The 17,882-nt window shown below is 70.9% G+C and carries 13 protein-coding genes and 1 pseudogene; 7 read left to right on the top strand and 7 right to left on the bottom strand.

From position 1 onward, the window contains the following. From ACFYQ6_RS30510 to ACFYQ6_RS30480, 7 genes and pseudogenes are all read left to right on the top strand, one after another. Window positions 1-555, top strand: a pseudogene (locus ACFYQ6_RS30510) (hypothetical protein); the annotation flags it as partial. 71 nt (window positions 556-626) lie between these two features. After that, complete coding sequence (locus tag ACFYQ6_RS30505; protein WP_361581148.1) at window positions 627-1,694, top strand: aliphatic sulfonate ABC transporter substrate-binding protein; 1,068 nt, start codon at window positions 627-629, stop codon at window positions 1,692-1,694. A gap of 4 nt (window positions 1,695-1,698) precedes the next feature. Further along, window positions 1,699-2,499, top strand: a complete 801-nt coding sequence (locus ACFYQ6_RS30500) for an ABC transporter ATP-binding protein (protein ID WP_388766029.1) — start codon at window positions 1,699-1,701, stop codon at window positions 2,497-2,499. After that, window positions 2,486-3,400, top strand: a complete 915-nt coding sequence (locus ACFYQ6_RS30495) for an ABC transporter permease (RefSeq protein WP_361581126.1) — start codon at window positions 2,486-2,488, stop codon at window positions 3,398-3,400. Before ACFYQ6_RS30500 ends, ACFYQ6_RS30495 begins: the two co-directional genes overlap by 14 nt. Before the next feature lie 5 nt (window positions 3,401-3,405). Further along, window positions 3,406-4,218, top strand: a complete 813-nt coding sequence (locus ACFYQ6_RS30490; protein WP_361581123.1) for a sirohydrochlorin chelatase — start codon at window positions 3,406-3,408, stop codon at window positions 4,216-4,218. A gap of 66 nt (window positions 4,219-4,284) precedes the next feature. Beyond that, window positions 4,285-10,569 carry an SDR family NAD(P)-dependent oxidoreductase gene (locus tag ACFYQ6_RS30485; protein WP_388766026.1) on the top strand — a complete coding sequence of 2,095 codons (6,285 nt, stop codon included), beginning with the start codon at window positions 4,285-4,287 and terminating at the stop codon, window positions 10,567-10,569. Between the two features lie 85 nt (window positions 10,570-10,654). Further along, window positions 10,655-11,437, top strand: a complete 783-nt coding sequence (locus ACFYQ6_RS30480; RefSeq protein ID WP_361581118.1) for an alpha/beta fold hydrolase — start codon at window positions 10,655-10,657, stop codon at window positions 11,435-11,437. Window positions 11,438-11,498: 61 nt separating this feature from the next. Here ACFYQ6_RS30480 and ACFYQ6_RS30475 read toward each other — a convergent pair whose 3' ends face one another. The 7 genes from ACFYQ6_RS30475 to ACFYQ6_RS30445 all read right to left on the bottom strand — a co-directional run bounded on the left by ACFYQ6_RS30475 (window position 11,499) and on the right by ACFYQ6_RS30445 (window position 17,862). Continuing rightward, window positions 11,499-11,879 carry a hypothetical protein gene (locus ACFYQ6_RS30475; RefSeq protein WP_356744881.1) on the bottom strand — a complete coding sequence of 127 codons (381 nt, stop codon included), beginning with the start codon at window positions 11,877-11,879 and terminating at the stop codon, window positions 11,499-11,501. Window positions 11,880-11,985: 106 nt separating this feature from the next. Next, window positions 11,986-13,443 (bottom strand): MFS transporter, encoded by a 1,458-nt coding sequence (locus tag ACFYQ6_RS30470; protein WP_361581114.1) that lies wholly within the window; start codon window positions 13,441-13,443, stop codon window positions 11,986-11,988. 164 nt (window positions 13,444-13,607) lie between these two features. Then, window positions 13,608-13,949 (bottom strand): acyl carrier protein, encoded by a 342-nt coding sequence (locus ACFYQ6_RS30465; RefSeq protein WP_361581111.1) that lies wholly within the window; start codon window positions 13,947-13,949, stop codon window positions 13,608-13,610. A gap of 149 nt (window positions 13,950-14,098) precedes the next feature. Then, window positions 14,099-14,464: a nuclear transport factor 2 family protein gene (locus ACFYQ6_RS30460; protein WP_361581109.1), complete on the bottom strand. Its 366-nt coding sequence runs from the start codon at window positions 14,462-14,464 to the stop codon at window positions 14,099-14,101. A 151-nt stretch (window positions 14,465-14,615) separates the two neighbouring features. After that, window positions 14,616-16,187 (bottom strand): long-chain-fatty-acid--CoA ligase, encoded by a 1,572-nt coding sequence (locus tag ACFYQ6_RS30455; RefSeq protein ID WP_361581106.1) that lies wholly within the window; start codon window positions 16,185-16,187, stop codon window positions 14,616-14,618. Further along, window positions 16,184-16,363 (bottom strand): hypothetical protein, encoded by a 180-nt coding sequence (locus ACFYQ6_RS30450; RefSeq protein ID WP_361581104.1) that lies wholly within the window; start codon window positions 16,361-16,363, stop codon window positions 16,184-16,186. Before ACFYQ6_RS30450 ends, ACFYQ6_RS30455 begins: the two co-directional genes overlap by 4 nt. Continuing rightward, the gene (locus ACFYQ6_RS30445) at window positions 16,360-17,862 is read right to left on the bottom strand and encodes an APC family permease (RefSeq protein WP_361581101.1); all 1,503 of its coding nucleotides are present in this window, start codon (window positions 17,860-17,862) and stop codon (window positions 16,360-16,362) included. The genes ACFYQ6_RS30450 and ACFYQ6_RS30445 overlap by 4 nt, the downstream gene beginning before the upstream one ends. Window positions 17,863-17,882: the final 20 nt, after the last annotated feature.

The raw sequence follows: 17,882 nt of genomic DNA, 5'->3' as shown, positions 1-17,882 counted from the left end.
ATCGCCGCCGGGGTGTTCCGGGTCGGCGAACGCGTCTCCGTGCTGCCGTCCGGGCGCACCACCACGATCGAAGGGATCGACGCGCTCGGCGAGAGCGTCGACATCGCCTGGGCCCCCCAGTCCGTCACGATCCGGCTGGCCGACGACATCGACATCTCACGCGGCGACCTCATCGCCCCCACCGACGAAGCCCCCACCACCACCCAGGACGTCGAAGCCACCGTCTGCCACGTCGCCGACCAGCCCCTCACCGTCGGCCAGCGCGTACTGCTCAAGCACACCACCCGCACGGTCAAGGCCATCGTCAAGGACATCCCCTCACGCCTCACCCTCGACGACCTCTCCCAGCACCCCGCCCCCGGACAGCTCGTCGCCAACGACATCGGACAGGTCGTCATCCACGTATCCGAAGAGCTGGCCCTGGACCCCTACCGGCTGTCCCGCAACACCGGGTCGTTCCTGCTGATCGACCCCGCCGACGGCACGACCCTGACCGCCGGCATGGCCGGGGAGGCCTTCACCGTCCCGGCTCTCGCCAGGGCGCGCCCGTGTTGACCCCGGTCGGCCGGCCCGCGCGCTCACGCACGCTCTTCCGGCTCGCTCTCGCCGCGGTTCTCCCCCTCCTGATGTCGGCCGCCTGCGGATACGGCTCCGAACGGCCCTCGGACGAGATACCGGCCGCCCTGTCGGGCAGACCGCTCTCGGCCGACGAGGTCCGCATCGGCTACTTCCCGAACCTGTCCCACGCCACCGCCCTGGTCGGCGTACAGGAAGGGCTGTTCCAGCGCGAACTGGCCGGCACCCGGCTGCGCACCTCGACCTTCACCGCGGGCCCGTCCGAGATCGAGGCGCTCAACGCCGGTTCGGTGGACATCGCCTGGATCGGCCCGTCGCCCACGGTCAACGGCTACGTCCGGACGCGTGGCAGCGCACTGAAGATCATCGCCGGGTCCGCTTCGGGCGGTGTGAAGCTCGTCGTCGACCCGAAGAAGATCAAGACCCTGGACGACCTCAAGGGCAAGAAGATCGCCACCCCGCAGCTCGGCAACACCCAGGACGTGGCCTTCCTCAACTGGATCTCCGAGAAGGGCTGGAAGGTCGACGCCCAGAGCGGACGGGGTGACGTGTCCGTCGTGCGGACGGGGACGAAGGTGGCCCCGGACGCCTACCGCACCGGGGCCGTGGACGGTGCCTGGATGCCCGAGCCCACCGCCTCGTACCTGGTCGCCGAGGGTGCCACCGTGCTGCTCGACGAGTCGGACCTGTGGCCCTCAGGCTCCTTCGTCACCACACATGTGATCGTCTCCCGCACGTTTCTCGACGAACACCCTGATGTGGTCGAGGCGGTCCTGCGCGGTTCGGTGAAGACCAATGCCTGGATCGCGGCGGACGCCGACCGCGCCAAGGCTTCCGCCAACGCGGCTCTGAAGAGACTCACGGGCAGACCGCTGCCACCCGAGGTCCTCGATCCGGCCTGGTCCTCCATCGAGGTCACGGACGATCCGATGCCCGCCACACTCCGGGCGCAGGCGGACCACGCCATGAGAGCCGGGCTTCTGAAGGAGGCCGACCTCACCGGCATCTACGACCTCGGCCCACTGAACCGCGTTCTGCGGCAGGCCGGCAGCCGGCCCCTGCCCACGGACGAACGCTCCTTGCCCACAGGCACCCGGCAGACGACCCCCCGGAGGTGACCGGATGATCCCGGCCCCGACCGCCGAGCGACTCGGCCCTTCTCCCGCCGGCTCCGCCACGCCAGCCGTCCGGCTGACGGGCGTGCACAAATCCTTCGGCGCCGACGGTGGTGCCCCGGTGCTGCAGGACATCAACCTGGCCGTCGAAGCGGGGGAATTCCTCTGCCTCCTCGGCGCATCGGGCTGCGGCAAGTCGACCCTGCTCAATCTGATCGCCGGGCTCGACCTGCCCACGGCAGGACGCATCGACCTGCCGCTCCGGCGCAGGCCCTCCCTGATGTTCCAGGAGCACGCGCTGTTCCCGTGGCTGACCGCGGGAAAGAACATCGAACTCACCCTGCGGCTCCGCGGTGTGAAGCGCACGGAGCGACGTGCGGAGGCCGAGCGGCTGCTCGAACTCGTACGCCTCGGCGGGGCGCACCGCAAGCGGGTGCACGAGCTGTCCGGGGGGATGCGCCAGCGGGTCGCGCTCGCCCGCGCACTCGCCCAGGACTCCGACGTCCTGCTGATGGACGAGCCGTTCGCCGCTCTCGACGCCATCACCCGCGACGTGCTGCACGACGAGCTCACCCGGGTCTGGCAGGAGACGGGGGTCTGCGTCCTGTTCGTCACGCACAACGTGCGCGAGGCGGTGCGGCTCGCCCAGCGCGTGGTCCTCCTGTCGTCGCGGCCCGGCCGCATCGCCCAGGAGTGGACGATCGGCATACCCCAGCCGCGCCGCATCGAGGACCAGGCGGTCGCCGAGCTGTCCGTCGAGATCACCGAGAGCCTGCGAGGGGAGATCCGCCGCCATGCCCGGCGTTGAGGCCCGGCCCGGCGAGAGCGCCCGCCGGGCGAAGCGCGGGTCGCCGGAGGACCTGGCGGAAGTGGAGGCCGGGCTCGATTCCCTCGACTCCGTACCGGTACGCCGCACCCCTTTGTGGGGCCGTCTGCGCCGCAAGGTGCTGCCGCCCCTGTTCGCCACGGTGCTGGCGCTGGCGTCGTGGCAGCTCGCCGTGAGCACCGGGGTGGCCCCGCCCGACAAGCTCCCGAGCCCCGCGTCGGTCGCCGACAGCCTCCGGTACCTGTGGCTCCAGGGTTCGCTGTTCGACATCATCTGGACGAGTGTGCGACGGGGCCTGCTGGGCTTTCTCGTGGCCGTCGCGATCGGCACGCCGCTGGGGCTGATCGTGGCCCGCGTCGCGTTGGTCCGCGCGGCACTGGGGCCGCTCCTCTCAGGGCTGCAGTCCCTGCCGTCGGTCGCCTGGGTCCCGGCGGCGGTGCTGTGGCTGGGGCTGACCAGTTCGGCGATGTACGCGGTGATCCTGCTGGGTGCGGTCCCGTCCATCGCGAACGGCCTGGCCGCGGGCATCAGGCACGTCCCGCCGCTCCATCTCCAGGTCGGCAGGAGCATCGGTGCCACGGGGTGGCGCAGTGCCTGGCACATCCTGATGCCGGCCGCCCTGCCCGGTTACCTCTCGGGCCTCAAGCAGGGCTGGGCCTTCTCCTGGCGCTCGCTGATGGCCGCCGAACTGATCGCCTCCTCGCCGGACCTGGGTGTCGGCCTGGGCCGGTATCTGGAGAACTCCCGGGAGAGCATCGACCTGCCGGGCGTCTTCCTCGGGATCGCGCTCATCCTGCTGGTCGGTGTCGCCATCGACCTGCTCGTCTTCTGCCCGCTGGAGCGCCGGGTGCTGCGCAGCCGTGGGCTCCTCACCGGGGGATGACGGCGATGACGGATCCGGTCGGCCTCGTCGTCGCCCACGGCAGCCGCGACCCCCGGCACGCCGCGACCGTACGCGCGCTCACCGCACGGGCCAGGGCGCTCAGGCCGGGGCTGAGGCTCGAAACGGCCTTCCTCGCCTTCGGCACCCCCTCGGTGTCCGGCGCCCTGGAACGTCTGGCGTCCGAAGGGGTACGCGAGGTCGTCGCCGTTCCTCTCCTGCTGACCCGGGCCTTCCATTCCGAGTCCGATCTTCCCACCGCACTGCGCCGGGCTCCCCCGGTGCTGCGCGTCGTCCAGGCGGACGTCCTCGGTCCCTCTCCCCTCCTGCTGGCCGCCATGCACCGGCGCCTGGAGGAAGCGGGGCTGGGCCCGGGCGGCCCCGGCTCGACGGGGCTGGTACTGGCCTCGGCGGGTTCCACAGCCCCGGAGGCGATCGCAGTGATCGCCGGCATCGCGCGGGAACTGCGGCACAAGGGCTGGTGCGCCGTGCGCCCCGCCTTCGCCTCCGCCGCAGCCGCCGGGGGCTCCTCCCGCACCGCCGATGCCGTACGCGCTCTACGGGCCGACGGCGTACGCCGGGTGGCCGTCGCCCCGTACATGATCGCTCCCGGTCTCCTGTCCGACCGCATCACCGACGGCGCGCGGGCGGCGGGAGCCGAGGTCGTCGCCCCCGTCCTCGGCGCCGCGCCCGAGCTGGCCAGGCTGCTGATCGACCGGTGGCAGGCGGGGGCCGACGGCCGCCCGCGAGCAGGGCAGACGTCGGCCGGCTCGTCGATCAGCCCGTCGTCAGGCGGGCGTCACCCGGGCGTGTTCGCATGACGGGCGCGCCGCATCGGACCGGCCGGTCCGATGCCGTCACATCCTTCAGTGAAAGGAGGCACGGCCGTGCCTGACACTTCCGCGCCCGACCCGAATCCCGCGGGGACGGAGTCCGCGCACGAACCGGTCGCCATCATCGGTGTCGGACTGCGCTTTCCCGGCGACAACGACACGCTCGACGAGTTCGAGGCGTTCCTCCGCGCAGGAGGCTCAGGCATCCGGCCGGTGCCGGAGGACCGTTGGGACGTGCCCGCCTTCACCCCGCACAACGACGAGGACCGCGGCAAGGTCCGCACGGCGGGCGGGGGCTTCCTCGACAACATCGACAGGTTCGACGCGCAGTTCTTCAACATCTCGCCCAAGGAGGCCCAGTTCATCGACCCGCAGCAGCGGGTCATGCTGGAGACGGCCTGGCGGGCCCTGGAGGACGCCAACCTCGACCCCGCCGCCCTGCGGCACGGATCGGGCGGCGTGTACATCGGCACCAGCCAGATCGACTACGCGCTGGAGCTCGACTCCCTGCCGTACGAGGAACTGGACGGCCACCTGGCCTCGGGCATCACCGCCTTCCCGATCTCCGGCCGGGTGTCCTACTTCCTCGGCTGGCGCGGGCCGAGCATGAGCGTCGACACCGCCTGCGCCTCCTCGCTCACCGCACTGCACCTGGCGGTCAGCGGGCTGCGCGGCGGGGAGTGCGACATCGCGCTGGCGGGCGGGGTCAACCTCCTGCACCATCCGCGGATCTTCGTGATGTTCTCCAACGGCAACATGATGGCCCCCGACGGCCGGTGCAAGACCTTCGACGAATCCGCGGACGGGTACTCGCGCGCCGAGGGGGCGGGGGCCCTCGTACTGAAGCGGCTCTCCGACGCCCAGCGGGACGGCGACCGGATCCTGGCCGTCGTACGGGGAACGGCGATCGGCCAGAACGGGGAGAGCGCCGGCCTCACCGTCCCGAACGGCACCGCCCAGGAACAGGTGATGCACCAGGCGCTGGCCGACGCGGGCCTGAAGCCCGGAGACATCCAGTACGTGGAGGCGCACGGCACGGGGACCCCGCTGGGCGACCCCATCGAGATGGGCGCCATCTGCGACGTGTTCTCGGACTCCCACACCGCGGAGGAGCCGATCAACGTCGCCTCGGTGAAGACCAATGTGGGACACGCCGAGGCGACCGCCGGGGTCATGGGCGTGGTGAAGACCGTCCTGCAGCTGCGGTCGGCCACGATCTATCCGCATCTGAACCTCGTCAACCGGTCCCCGCGCATCCCGTGGGACCGCTACGCGGTGGACGTACCGACCGAGTGCCGTCCCTGGAAGGCGGAGACCCGGCGGGCCCTGGTGAACAGCTTCGGATTCGCCGGAGCCATCGCCGCGGCGGTGCTGGAGGAGGCGCCCGAGCCCGCCGGACCGGCGTCGGAGCCGGTCCGCCAGACGGAGGGCGGGCACCTCATCACTCTCTCGGCGAAGAACCGCAAGGGCTTGCGCCTCCAGGTGGAGGCCTACCGTGCGTTCCTCGACGAGCGGCCGGACGCGCCGGTGGGCGACATCTGCTACACGGCCAACGTCGGCCGCAGTCACTTCAACCAGCGGATCGCGGCCGTGGTGCACGACCGCGATCAGCTGACCCGTTTCCTCGACAAGCAGGCCGCCCGCCTGGAGAACGACGAGAGGGGAACCGGTGACTTCCGCAAGACGGCCTTCCTGTTCACCGGGCAGGGTGCGCAGTACGCGGGTATGGGCCGCCCGCTCTACGAGCAGTTCCCCGTGTTCCGGGACTGTGTCGACGCGTGCGATCGGCTGTTCGCCCCGCTCGTCGGCCGGTCCGTGCGGGACCTGCTGCTCGACCGGGCCGAGGACGCCGACGCCATCCACCGGACCCGGTACACGCAACCGGCGCTGTTCACACTCGAATACGCCCTGGCCCGGCTGTGGCTCTCGTGGGGAGCACGGCCGAACGCCCTGATCGGCCACAGCATCGGCGAGGTGGTCGCCGCCGCGGTGGCCGGGGTGTTCAGCCTCGAGGACGCCGTGACGCTGGTCGCCCACCGCGGCCGCCTCATGCAGTCGGTGTCGGCTCCCGGCGGCATGGCCGCGGTGAGCGCGTCGGCCCAGGAGGTCGCTCCGTACCTGGAGGGGTACTCCGATCTCACCGTCGCCGGCATCAACTCACCGCAGCAGTGCGTGATATCGGGCGGGGACGCGGCACTGGCCGAGGTCACGGCCGTGCTGACGGAGCAGGGGCTCAAGGTGAGCCGGCTCGCGGTCTCCCACGCGTTCCACTCGGCCCTGATGGCCGAGGTGTACGAGGAGTTCCGCGCGGCTCTGGCGGACATCGTCTTCCACGAGCCGTCGTTCACCCTGATATCCAACGTGACGGGCCGGGTCGCCCGGCCCGCCGAGCTGATGACCCCCGACTACTGGGTACACCACATCGGCGCGCCGGTGGACTTCCTCCAGGGGATGCGGACACTGGAGCGGCGTGGACGGCACGTCCTCATCGAGATCGGCCCGTCGGCCACGCTGTCCGGCCTGGCCCGGGCGTGTGTCGAGCCTGAGGACCACCGCTGGCTCACCAGTCTCGGCAAGGCGGACACGGACGGTTCGACGATCCGTTCCTCCGTCGCCCAGTTCTACACGGCGGGCCTGCCGGTGGACTGGGCCGAGTACCACCGCGGCCGGGAGGGACGGCGCACGCACCTGCCGCACTACTCCTTCGACCGCAAGCGGTACTGGCTGCCGGTGAAGGGGGAACGGCACGGCCTGGGCGCGGGGACGGGATCGGGTCCCGCCGTTCATCCGCTGCTCGGCCAGGAAGTCACTCCTTCCGAGGGCGCACCGGACGGCGTACGGGAGTTCGCCGCCAGGCTCTCCCCGCACAAGCCCTCCTATCTCGCCGATCACGTCGTCGGGGAACAGGTGGTCCTGCCGGGCACCGGCTATCTGGAGATCCTGCTCGCGTTGCAGGACGCGGTCTACGGCGAGACGAGCCGGCCCGTCCTGGATGTCGAGATGAAGGAGGCCCTGTTCCTGCCGGAGGAGGGCGTGGTCGAGGTGCGCACCCGGCTCCTGCCCCGCGCGGACGGGTCGGCGGCGGTCGAGGTGCTGAGTCTCGCGGCGGGTCAGGACGGGGCGATCGAGCGGCTGCACACGACGGCCACCCTCGCCCCCGGGCCGGCCGGCCCGAGCGGCCTGGCCGACGAACTGCGGGACCTGGCCGGCGCGGCCGGGGAACCCGAGGACGTCCTCGGGGCCGACGAGGTCTACTCCGCCTATGCCGCGGCAGGGCTGCCGTACGGTCCCGAGTTCCGCCGGATGCGGGAAGTCGCCCGCTGCGACAGCACCCTGGCCGTCGGCGAGCTGCTCGGTCTGCCCGCCGACGCGGTCGGACACGCTCCCCCGGCCCTGCTGGACGCGGCGACCCACGCGTTCGCCGCGATCGGCGACGACGGGAGCAGCTACCTCCCCGTGCGGTTCGGGCACTTCCGGCTCTTCAAGAAGCCCAAGGGCGAGCTGCTGCGTGTGGTGATGCGCCGCTCCCCGGGCGACCGGCCGGGGGTGGACATCTCCCTCGACCTGGTGGTGTTCGAAGGCGACCGGCCGGTGTACGAACTGCGTGGGCTCGGCCTGAAGCGTATGGCCGACATCGGCCGGGCCGGACGCCGCTTCCTGCACGAGGTGCGCTGGGTCAAGCGGTCCCTGGTCCCCCAGTCCCTGCCGGAGAGCCGCAGTGTGCTCGTTCTGGGACGTACGGCCGCTGAGCTTCCGGGCCTCGTGGCCGCGGCGGCTGACACCGGCGTCACCCTGCACTTCGCGCCGGAGCCGGAGGCCGTGGCGGGCACCCTCCGCGCGGAACGGGTCACGGACGTCGCGTGGTTCTGGCGGCCCGGCGGCGGCGGGGCGGGGACGGACGGCCTGCGGGCGGAGGCCGCGCACAACTTCGGCGGTCTGCTGAATCTGCTCGCGGTGCTCGACGAGACGGGCTTCGGCCGCGACCAGCGGCTGTGGCTGCTCACCGAGGAGGGCCAGTACCTCCCCGGTGACACGGTCGGCGCGACGCCGTGCGCCGCCGCGAGTCTGTGGGGGTTCGGGCAGGTGGTGCTCAACGAGTACCCCGCCTACCGCACGACGATGGTCGACCTGCCGGCCGGCGGAGGCGGCGCGGAACTGGCCGCGGAGTGGAGTTCGCGTGACGGTGGCGAATTCCAGCTGGCCTTCCGTGCGGGTCACCGCCATGTGCGGCGGATGGTGCCGGCGGCGCCCTTCACCGCGAGCGACGGCAACGTCGAGCTGGCGGTACAGGAGTACGGGCAGTTCTCCGGGATCAGGCAGCAGCCGGCGGAGGACGTCGTACCGGCCGGTGACCACATCCAGGTGGAGGTGCGAGCGGCAGGTCTCAACTTCAAGGACGTCCTCAACGCCCTCGGGATGCTCTCGGAGTTCGGCGAGCAGCCACTGGGCTTCGAGTGCGCGGGGACGGTGGTGGCGGCGGGCCCGGAGGCGACGTTCAGCCCCGGCGACGAGGTCGTCGTCAACTATCTCGGCGTGTTCAAGCGCCGCATCACGGTTCCTTCGGCGGTGGCCGTGGCCAAGCCCGCCGGATTGAGCATGACGGACGCGGCGGGACTCATGTCCGTGTACGTGACCGCCTATTACGCGCTGCACACCCTGGGGGGCATGAAGGCCGGGGACAAGGTGCTCGTGCACGCCGCCGCGGGCGGGGTGGGCCAGGCCGCGGTGCGGCTGGCGCAGCTGGCCGGGGCGGAGGTCTTCGCCACCGCCAGTCCGCACAAGTGGCCGGTGCTGCGCGAACAGGGCATCGAGCACCTGATGCATTCGCGGACGCTGGACTTCGCGGACGAGGTGGACCGGATCACCGGAGGCACCGGCGTCGACCTCGTGCTGAACAGCCTCAACAAGGACTTCATCCCGGCGGGCATGCGGGCGCTGGGTGAGGGCGGGCGTTTCATCGAGCTCGGGAAGGTCGGGGCCTGGTCCCCGGAACAGGTCCGCGCGCAGCGCCCGGACGTCACGTACCACAACTTCGACCTCAGCGAACTGCCCGAGGACCGGTTGATCCCCGTCAACCAGGGGATCATGGCGAAGATCGCCGAACTGGTCGGCGCGGGGCTGCTGCCCCCGCTGCCCACCACGGTCTACCAGCTCGACGAGGTGGAGGAGGCGTTCGGTGTCCTGAGCCGCGGCGCGAACGTGGGCAAGCTGGTCATCAGCATGGAGGACAGCCGGCGGCCGGCCGCCCGTGAGGTCTCCGTACGGCCCGACCGCACCTATCTGGTGACCGGCGGCCTCGGCGGGCTCGGCCTCGTCACGGCGGAGAAGCTCGTCGATCTGGGGGCGCGCCACATCGCGCTCGCCGGGCGCCGGACCCAGGCCGCACCGGACGTGGCCCATCTGGAGAAGCGTCTGCGGGAGCGGGCGGAGGTGACGGTGTATCCCTGCGACATCGCGGAGGCCTCGGACGTGGCCGCGCTCTTCGCCGAGCTCCGGCAGGGGCCTCCGGTGGGCGGCATCGTGCACTCCGCCGGGGTCGTCGACGACAAGCCGGTGTCAGCTCTGGCGTGGGAGGACATCGACACGGTCTTCCGGGCCAAGGTCTACGGGAGCTGGCTGCTCCACGAGGCGTCCGCGGACCTGCCGGAGCTGGACTTCTTCGTCGGCTACTCGTCGGCGGCCTCGGTCGTCGGCGCCATGAGCCAGGGCAACTACGCCGCGGCGAACGCCTTCCTGGACGACCTGATGCGCCGCCGGGCCGCCACCGGCCTGCCCGGGCTCAGCATCAACTGGGGGCCGTGGGGTGAGGTCGGCATGTCCGCGCGCCTCAGCGACCAGCTCATCAAGCGGTGGGCGGACGAGGGCGTGCGGTTGTTCACCCCCGCACGCGGTACGCGGACCCTGGCCTCGCTGCTCGGCGCGCCGGTGGCACAGGTCCTGGCGGGCGAGTGCGACTGGGACATGTTCACCGCGACGAAGCCGCTCGACAACGCGCTCTACCGCGAGCTGCTCGGCAGGAGCGCGACCGAGACCCGGGGGCTGGACCTGGACGCCCTGCTGGCTCTTCCGCCGGAGGAGCGGGGCGCGGCCGTCGAGGAGTTCGTCCGCGCCCGTGTGGCGGCGGTCCTGCACATCGAGGACCTGGAGAGTGTCGATCCCTCGACCCCCTTCGGCCAGCTGGGGCTGGACTCCCTGATGTCCGTCGAACTGAAGAACGCGCTGGAGTCCGCCTTCCGGATCCCGTTCCCGGCCTCGGTCGTGTTCGACCACCCGTCGGCCGGGCTGCTCGCGGAGTTCATCGGCGGCCAGATCGCACGGCCGTCGGAGCCGGCAGCCTGACCGGCCCCGCTCCGTCACCGGCCTCCGCGACCGTGCCCGGCACGGTCGCGGAGGCCCTTCCATCCATGAAGAGGAGTTGCCACTCATGTCCGATCACAGTGCTGCGGGCCGGGGACGCTGGCTGCAGCCGGCCGAGACCGATCCGCAGGCCTCGATGCGTCTCGTGCTGTTCCACTACGCGGGCGGCGCGGCCTCCATGTACCGGGACTGGCCGGCCCACCTGGGGGACGACATCGCCTGCCAGTTCATCCAGCTGCCCGGCCGTCAGGAGCGGCGCGCGGAAGAACCGTTCGTCGACTTCGACGCACTGATCCAGACCCTGGTGGACGAGGTGAGCGCCGAGCTCGACGACCGCCCCTTCGCGTTCTTCGGGCACTGCATGGGGGGCCAGATCGCCTACCGGCTGGCGGTCGAGATGGAGCGGGTCTGGGGCCGCGGGCCTTCCCTCGTGGGGGTTTCCTCCTGGGCGCCGGAGGGCTTCAGGACCGTACCGCCGGAGCAGGCGGACGTGCCCGAGGCCGAGCTGCTGGAATGGGTGAAGGCCCTGGGTTCGCTTCCGGAGGAGATCTACCGGGACCGGGAGATGCTGCGTCTGGTCCTGCCGGCGATGCGCGCGGATCTGCTGGCCTGTGCGAGCTACGCCGACGACGGGCTGGCGACGTCGTGCCCGATCGTCACCTACAGCGCGAAGAACGACCCGCTGGTGGAGTCGTCCGCCATGGCGTGCTGGCGGGACCGCACGCCCGACTACCTCGGCAACAGCGAGTTCCGCGGCGGGCACTTCTTCATCCACGAGGAGTCGCTCGCCGTCTCGGCCGACTTCACCCGGCTGATGCGCAGGTACGCCGCCCCGGCCGCGCGGCGCTGAGCAGCGGCGGAGGTACGACACAGGGGCCGCCCGGACGCCGGGCGGCCCCTGTGTCGTGTGCTCAGAAGGTGGGCGGCCGGTCGGTGTACTGGTAGGCGCAGGCGATCCTGCCGTCGTCGGCGAGCACGAAGAGGTTGGTACCCGTGGACAGTGCCTCGCCGGTCTCCGTGGAGAGGAGCACCCAGCCGAAGCACATCGAGTTGTGCAGCCCTCTCGCGTCGTGCTGGGAGACGAAGCGGTGGGCGACGCCCCGCTCGGCGTAGTAGTCCTGCGCGAACCGGACCTGCTCGGCGATCTCCGCGTGACCGCGGACGTGCCGCACCTCGTTGACGTACTCGCCGTCCTCCGACCAGAGTTCGGCGACCGCCGCACTCACCACGTCGGGGTCCTTCTCCATCCACAGCGAGACGTAGCGTTCAGCCAGATCGTTGTACCCGGTCATATCCGTTCTCCTGTCGTCGCGTGTCGATGACGGACGCCGGACGGGCTTCGGGGAGCTCCGTCCGGCGTCCGGGAACTGGTCGGCGGTCCGCCCGCCGGGTGTGGCGCTACTTGCCGTCCTTGCCGCGTGGCAGCAGCTGGACCAGTACGGCCAGGACGACGCCGACGGCCGCCGAGTAGAACAGGCTGACGTTGTAGGCGTGTCCGTAACCGGCCGGCCCGTCTCCCGCGGAGACCGCGCCGTAGAAGATCACACCGATGATGGCCACCCCGAGGGAGTTGCCGAGCTGGAGAGCCGTGGTGAGGACACCGGACGCGGCCCCGGCGATCTGGGGCTTGACCCGGGTCAGGACGGTGGACGCGAGCGGGGCGACGACCAGCCCCATGCCGGCTCCGTCGAGGAAGAGCCCGGGCACGAGCCACCAGGCGCTGCCCTCGACGCCGTTGGCAACGACGGCGAGGCCGGTCAGCACCAGGCCGACCGTGGTGAGCAGTCCGCCGAGGGTGAGCACCTGCCGGCCGAGCTTCGCTGCGAACCGGTGGGCCGTGGCGGAGGTGACCATGTAACCGAGACCGAGCGCCGTGAATACCACGCCGGCGCCCAGCGGGTCCAGCCCACGGCCGTACTGCAGGAAGAGCGCCAGGATCAGGAAGTAGGACGCCTGGCCCATCCAGAACACCAGCTGCACCAGCAGCCCCGCGGTGAAGGCACGGTCGCGGAACATCGAGGGGTCGATGAGGGCGGAGCCGCTCTTGCCGATCAGCCGCTTCTCGTACGCGAAGAAGGCCACGAAGAGGACGGCGGAGGCGGCCAGCGAGCCCCAGATCCACATCGGCCAGCCCTGCTCACGGCCCTGGATGAGCGGGATCAGCAGTGCCACGAGGGCGCCGGTGACGAGCACCATGCCGACCGGGTCGAGGCGGGACTTCACCTCGGCCTTCGATTCCGGGACGAATTTCGGGGTGAGGATCAGGGCGACGAGGCCGATCGGCACGTTGATGAGGAAACAGGCCCTCCAGCCGAGACCGAAGACGTCGGCCCGCATCAGACCGCCGCCGATGAGCTGGCCGAAGACCGCGGCCACGCCCATCACGAAGCCGTACATGCTGAAGGCGCGGGCCTGGGCCTTTCCGCTGTACACCGTGCGGAGTACGGCGAGGACCTGCGGGGCGGTGAGCGCGGCGGCGATCCCCTGCGCGAGGCGGCCGACGACGAGCACTCCGGAGTTCGGCGCGACTCCGCAGAAGACGGAGGCCAGCGTGAAGAGCGCCATGCCGGTCATGAAGACCGCACGCCGGCCGAACATGTCGCCGAGGCGCCCGCCGGTGATGAGACCGGCGCCGTACGTCAGCCCGTAGCCGGCGACGATCCACTGGATCGCCGCCTCGCTGGCGTGCAGTTCCTGCTGGGTTGCGGGCAGGGCCACGTTGACGATGAAGAAGTCGAGTACCGCCATGAAGAGGCCGGTCAGGACGATCCACATGGTCGCGGATCCGGGTTCGGTGGTCGGGGCATCCGGCCCCGCGGCCGGAGCAGCGGCCGGTCTGGCACTACTGGTGGTCATGGAAACTCCCGATCATCATGATGGCGCTGCGGTGAGCGTGGTGGCTGGTGTGGATGCCCTGGTAGGCCACCGACCGGAATGTCCCACGGTCGTTCGTCTCGGGCCAGGTACTCCGACATCGACCGCATATGAAGCATTCACATGCCCGCGGCCGGTGTTCGACGTCAGGCCGAGGGGGCGAAGAGCTGCGGAAACACCTCGGTGCCGAGGTGGTCGAGCAGCTGGTTCACGGTGGGGCTGTTGAAGAGCAGCGTGGTGCTGACAGGGCGCCCGAGGAGCTCCTCGAGGCGCTGCTTGACCTCGGTGATCCGCAGAGAGGTGAACCCGAGTTCGAAGTAGCTGGTGTCGAGGGGAAGTTCCTCGTCGTCCGTCATGAGCAGGGTCGCCCTGAACTCGGCGGCGATCAGCGCTTCGAGCGCGTCGCGGCGCTCGGAACGGGGAAGGTCCAGGAGCTCCTGGACGGCAGGGTACGTCTCGGTCTCGGCCGAAGCCGGTATGGCGGGCACGCGTGCCTCCGGAGGCGGTGGGTGGTGTCCTGGTCTGTCTCCTGCGCACTCCGGGCCGGAGCCCGCCGTCCATGCGAACGCGGTGGCCGGCCTCGGCCCGGAGTGGTTTCGTGCGGTCGGGGGTCAGAGAGGGCCGGGGCCCGTCCCCGTCAGCCGTCGATGAACTGGTGGTCGCTCTTGATGCGCCCCTCCTTGTCGAGGACGATGAAGTCGAAGCCGACCCCCCTCACCTCGCCGCTCGCCAGGTGGAGCATCTCCCAGTTGAAGCGCACCGCGTCGTGGTGGCCGTTGGCGTTCTCGACGGCCCTGAAGACGTGCTGGCCGGGCTTGACGAACTGCTCGTACGCCTCCAGGAACCGCGCCTCCAGCTGCTCGTGGCCGTGGAACTCCCGCGTCGGGGTGTAGTGCACGGCGTCCGGCGCGAAGAGCTCGACGATCTTCGTTCGCCGGGCTCCCGCCTCCGCCTCGTTCCACGCGTCGATGTAACGGCGGGCGAAGTCGTTCAGGTCGCTCATTGGTTCCTCTCTCGTCACTTCTCTGCAACCGGCGAGGCCGGTATGTCCTGCGTCGGGTGATGTATGCGCCGGTGACGATCACACCCTGTACCGGCGGCCCCGATGGTGGCACGCCGCGGACCGGCCCGAACCGCCCTTGGTGAGCTTTTGGTCAGCTCCGCACTCCGGCCTCGGGCCTGATGGGATCGCGCAGTTCACGGCGCAGGACCTTGCCGGTGGGGTTGCGCGGGAGCCTGTCCACGAACTCGTACCGGTTGGGGATCTTGAAGTCGGCGATCCGTCCGCGCAGCGCCAGCATCAGCTGCCGTCCCGTCACTTCCTGGCCCGGCCGCAGCACGACGACGGCCTTCGTGATCTCGCCGAACCGGTCGTCCCGCACCCCGACCACCACGACATCGGCCACCGCGGGGCTCGCGGCGCGGATGGCGTTCTCCACCTCGGCCGGGTAGATGTTCTGGCCCGCGACGATGATCATGTCGTTGATGCGGTCGCAGACGAAGAGGTACCCGTCCTCGTCGAGGTAGCCGGCGTCCGGCATCTTCAGCCAGCCGTCGTCGAGGGCCTCACGGGTGGCGTCGGGGTTGCCCCAGTACTCCACGAAGCGCGCGGGCGTGCGTACCGAAATCTGGCCGATTTCACCAGGGGCGACGGGCTTGCCGTCGCCGTCCAGGATGCGTATCTCGTTGCCGGGGCACACCCGTCCCGCCGAGAGGGCCTTCGGCCCACCGGGCACGTGTTCGGCCGGCGTCAGGCAGGTGACCACGCTCCCGGTCTCCGCCGAGGCATACATCTGTGCGAGTTCGCTGCCGAACTCCTCGATGCAGCGCCGCATCAGTTCGGCCGGCATCGGGGCGCCGCCGTACGTCACCTTGCGCAGCGACCCGAACGCGTCGGGGCCCGCGGCCGGTTCGTCCAGCATCATCTGGAGCATCGCCGGTGCGCAGAACGTGGTGGTCACCCGGTGCTCCGCGATCAGTCTGACCGCTTCCTCGGGGATGAAGACCGGCATGACGACGCTGGTCGCCCCTGCGACCAGGTTGAACATGAACCACGCCATCCCGCCGGAGTGCAGGCCGGGGAAGGAGATCAGGGCGACGTCGTCGGGCAGCCAGTCGATCCAGTCGAGGCCGGCCCGTTCCATCGCTTCCTGGAACGTGAAGTAGGTGCGGTGAGCGAGGACCACCCCCTTGGGCAGCCCCGTGGTACCGCTGGTGTACATCTGCACGATGGAGTCGTCGGTGCGCGCGCCACCGCCGGTCTCCGTCTCCGGACGCCCCTCCTTCCAGGCGAGGAACCCGGACCCGCGGACCGGACCGTCGTCCGTGACGATCACGTCGGTGAGCTCGGGCAGCTCCGCCCGCAGGCTGTCGACGACGTGCCGGAACTGCGGTTCCACGAACAGCAGCCGGGCGCCCGAGTCGCGCAGCACGTGGTCCACCTCGGGAGCGGTCAGCCGCCAGTTGACGGGCACCATGACCAGCCCGGCCTTGATCACACCGAGCACGAGGTCGTAGTAGTGCTCCGACTCCCTCCCCAGGTAGGCCACCCGGCTGCCCGGGGGCAGGCCCGTCGCGCGCAGCGCGTGGGCGGTGCGGTTGCTCTCCCGGTCGAGCCGGGCGTAGGTCATCTGCCGCCCCTCGCAGATGATCGCCGGGTGGTCCGGCCTCTGCCGGGCGTGCTGGTGCAGCCGCGCCGTGATCGTGGCCGGGTCCTGACCAGTCATCCTGTCGCTCCTTGTCCGTCTGTCGGCAGCACGGTCCCGGCCAGGTGCAGCCGGACCGCTTCGTTGAGCAGCGCCAGGAAGTCCCCGACGCTGCAGACCATCGGGTCGAGCCGCTGGGGAGGCGGCGCGGGGAGGTCCGGCCACACCCCGCCGAGCGGTCCCGCCTGGGGGGTCACGGCGTGCGCCGGCCGGCCGGCCCGGCGGCGGCCAGGGCTACGGGTGCGGGCTCCGGCGGGGCGGGGTCACGGGTCTCGACCCCGGCGAGCCGGGCGTACCTCTCGGGACGCGCGGAGCGGATCCACAGGGCGTATCCGACGCCGATCACGCCGGAGCCGAGCACGACCCAGGGCAGCGCCCCCACCACGGGGTTCGTGGTGCCGGTCATGGTGTCGAAGTTCGCCACCACCAGGACCGTGGCCAGGGCGAGGCCCACGAAGCCGAGTACGGGGGCGAGCCGGGTGTTCCACCAGTGCCCGTCGCCGCGGTGCCGGAAGTAGCCGATGACGGAGAGGCAGGCCAGGGCCTGGAGCACCACGATGCCGAGCGTGCCCAGCCCGAGCATGCTGGTGGTGATTCCCATGTAGGGGTCGAGCCCGGCCACTGCGAAGGCCGCTGCCACCACGGCGCTGAAGCCGGTCTGTGCCAGGCCTGCCCGGTGCGGCGAGCGGAAGCGGCGGTGCACGGCGGACAGCCCGGCCGGCATGACCTTCTCCCGCCCGAGGACGAACATGTAGCGGTTGGCCGCGTTGTGCAGCGCCAGCCAGCTCGCGAAGAGGCTCAGGCACAGCAGGAGTTGCATGAGGGAAGTGAGCGTGGTCGTGAGGTAGTCGTCGCTCAGGTTGAGGAACAGGTCGCCGAGTTCCCGCGTGGCGACCTCCTTCACCCGGGCCGCTCCCACGGCTCCCACCGCGAGCCAGCTGATGACCCCGTAGAAGAGGGCGATCAGGGACACCGCGATGTAGGTGGCCCGGGAGACCGTGCGTTCCGGGTTGTGCGCCTCCTCTCCGTACAGGGCCGCCGACTCGATGCCGATGAAGGAGATGAAGGCGAACATCATCGACACCCCGATGCCCGCGCCGGTGACGGTGTGGGCGGAGAACGAGGTGGACGGGAGCGCGGCACCTCCGTGGTCGATGAGGATCGCCGCGCCCAGCGCGAGAAGGATGCCCACCTCACAGACCAGTACGACGGCGAGCACCCGGGCGCTGACGTCGATCTGCCGGTAACCGAGCACCGCGACGGCGGCCAGACCGGCCGCGGCCCACAGCTCCCACGGGAGATCGAGCCCGTGCGAGGCGCCGACCAGCTGAGCGAAGTACGCGAAGGCGCCGAGGAGCCCGACCGACGCGGCGTTGTACGCGACCACAGCGATCAGTCCCCCGCCGACCGCGGCGGGACGGCCGAGTCCGCACGAGATGTAGGTGTAGAAGCCGCCGGCGTTGACGACCCGCCGGCTGATGGCCGCGTAACCGGAGCAGAAGCACATCAGGGTGAGGCCGCTGAAGACGAACATGGCCGGCACCCCGGCGCCGTTGCCGAGCGCGAAGGCGAGCGGGACGGTTCCCACCATGGCCGCGAGCGGAGCGGCGGCGGCGATGATCAGGAAGATGATCTTGGGTGTGGTCAGGGTGCGGGACAGCCCACCGTCCTCGGACGGTGGCGAGGGCTCACTCATGGTTCCTCCCGATGGCGGTG

This window comes from Streptomyces sp. NPDC005494 (assembly GCF_042872025.1).
GTDB lineage: Bacteria > Actinomycetota > Actinomycetes > Streptomycetales > Streptomycetaceae > Streptomyces.
Note: the sequence above shows the minus strand (reverse complement) of the source record. Positions and strands in the feature narration are given on the sequence as shown.

Coding starts and splice junctions, on each gene's coding strand:
- ACFYQ6_RS30505 (WP_361581148.1), top strand. CDS start 627: ATGTCGGCCGCCTGCGGATACGGCTCCGAACGGCCCTCGGACGAGATA.
- ACFYQ6_RS30480 (WP_361581118.1), top strand. CDS start 10,655: ATGTCCGATCACAGTGCTGCGGGCCGGGGACGCTGGCTGCAGCCGGCC.
- ACFYQ6_RS30475 (WP_356744881.1), bottom strand. CDS start 11,879: ATGACCGGGTACAACGATCTGGCTGAACGCTACGTCTCGCTGTGGATG.
- ACFYQ6_RS30495 (WP_361581126.1), top strand. CDS start 2,486: ATGCCCGGCGTTGAGGCCCGGCCCGGCGAGAGCGCCCGCCGGGCGAAG.
- ACFYQ6_RS30500 (WP_388766029.1), top strand. CDS start 1,699: ATGATCCCGGCCCCGACCGCCGAGCGACTCGGCCCTTCTCCCGCCGGC.
- ACFYQ6_RS30470 (WP_361581114.1), bottom strand. CDS start 13,443: ATGACCACCAGTAGTGCCAGACCGGCCGCTGCTCCGGCCGCGGGGCCG.
- ACFYQ6_RS30455 (WP_361581106.1), bottom strand. CDS start 16,187: ATGACTGGTCAGGACCCGGCCACGATCACGGCGCGGCTGCACCAGCAC.
- ACFYQ6_RS30490 (WP_361581123.1), top strand. CDS start 3,406: ATGACGGATCCGGTCGGCCTCGTCGTCGCCCACGGCAGCCGCGACCCC.
- ACFYQ6_RS30445 (WP_361581101.1), bottom strand. CDS start 17,862: ATGAGTGAGCCCTCGCCACCGTCCGAGGACGGTGGGCTGTCCCGCACC.
- ACFYQ6_RS30460 (WP_361581109.1), bottom strand. CDS start 14,464: ATGAGCGACCTGAACGACTTCGCCCGCCGTTACATCGACGCGTGGAAC.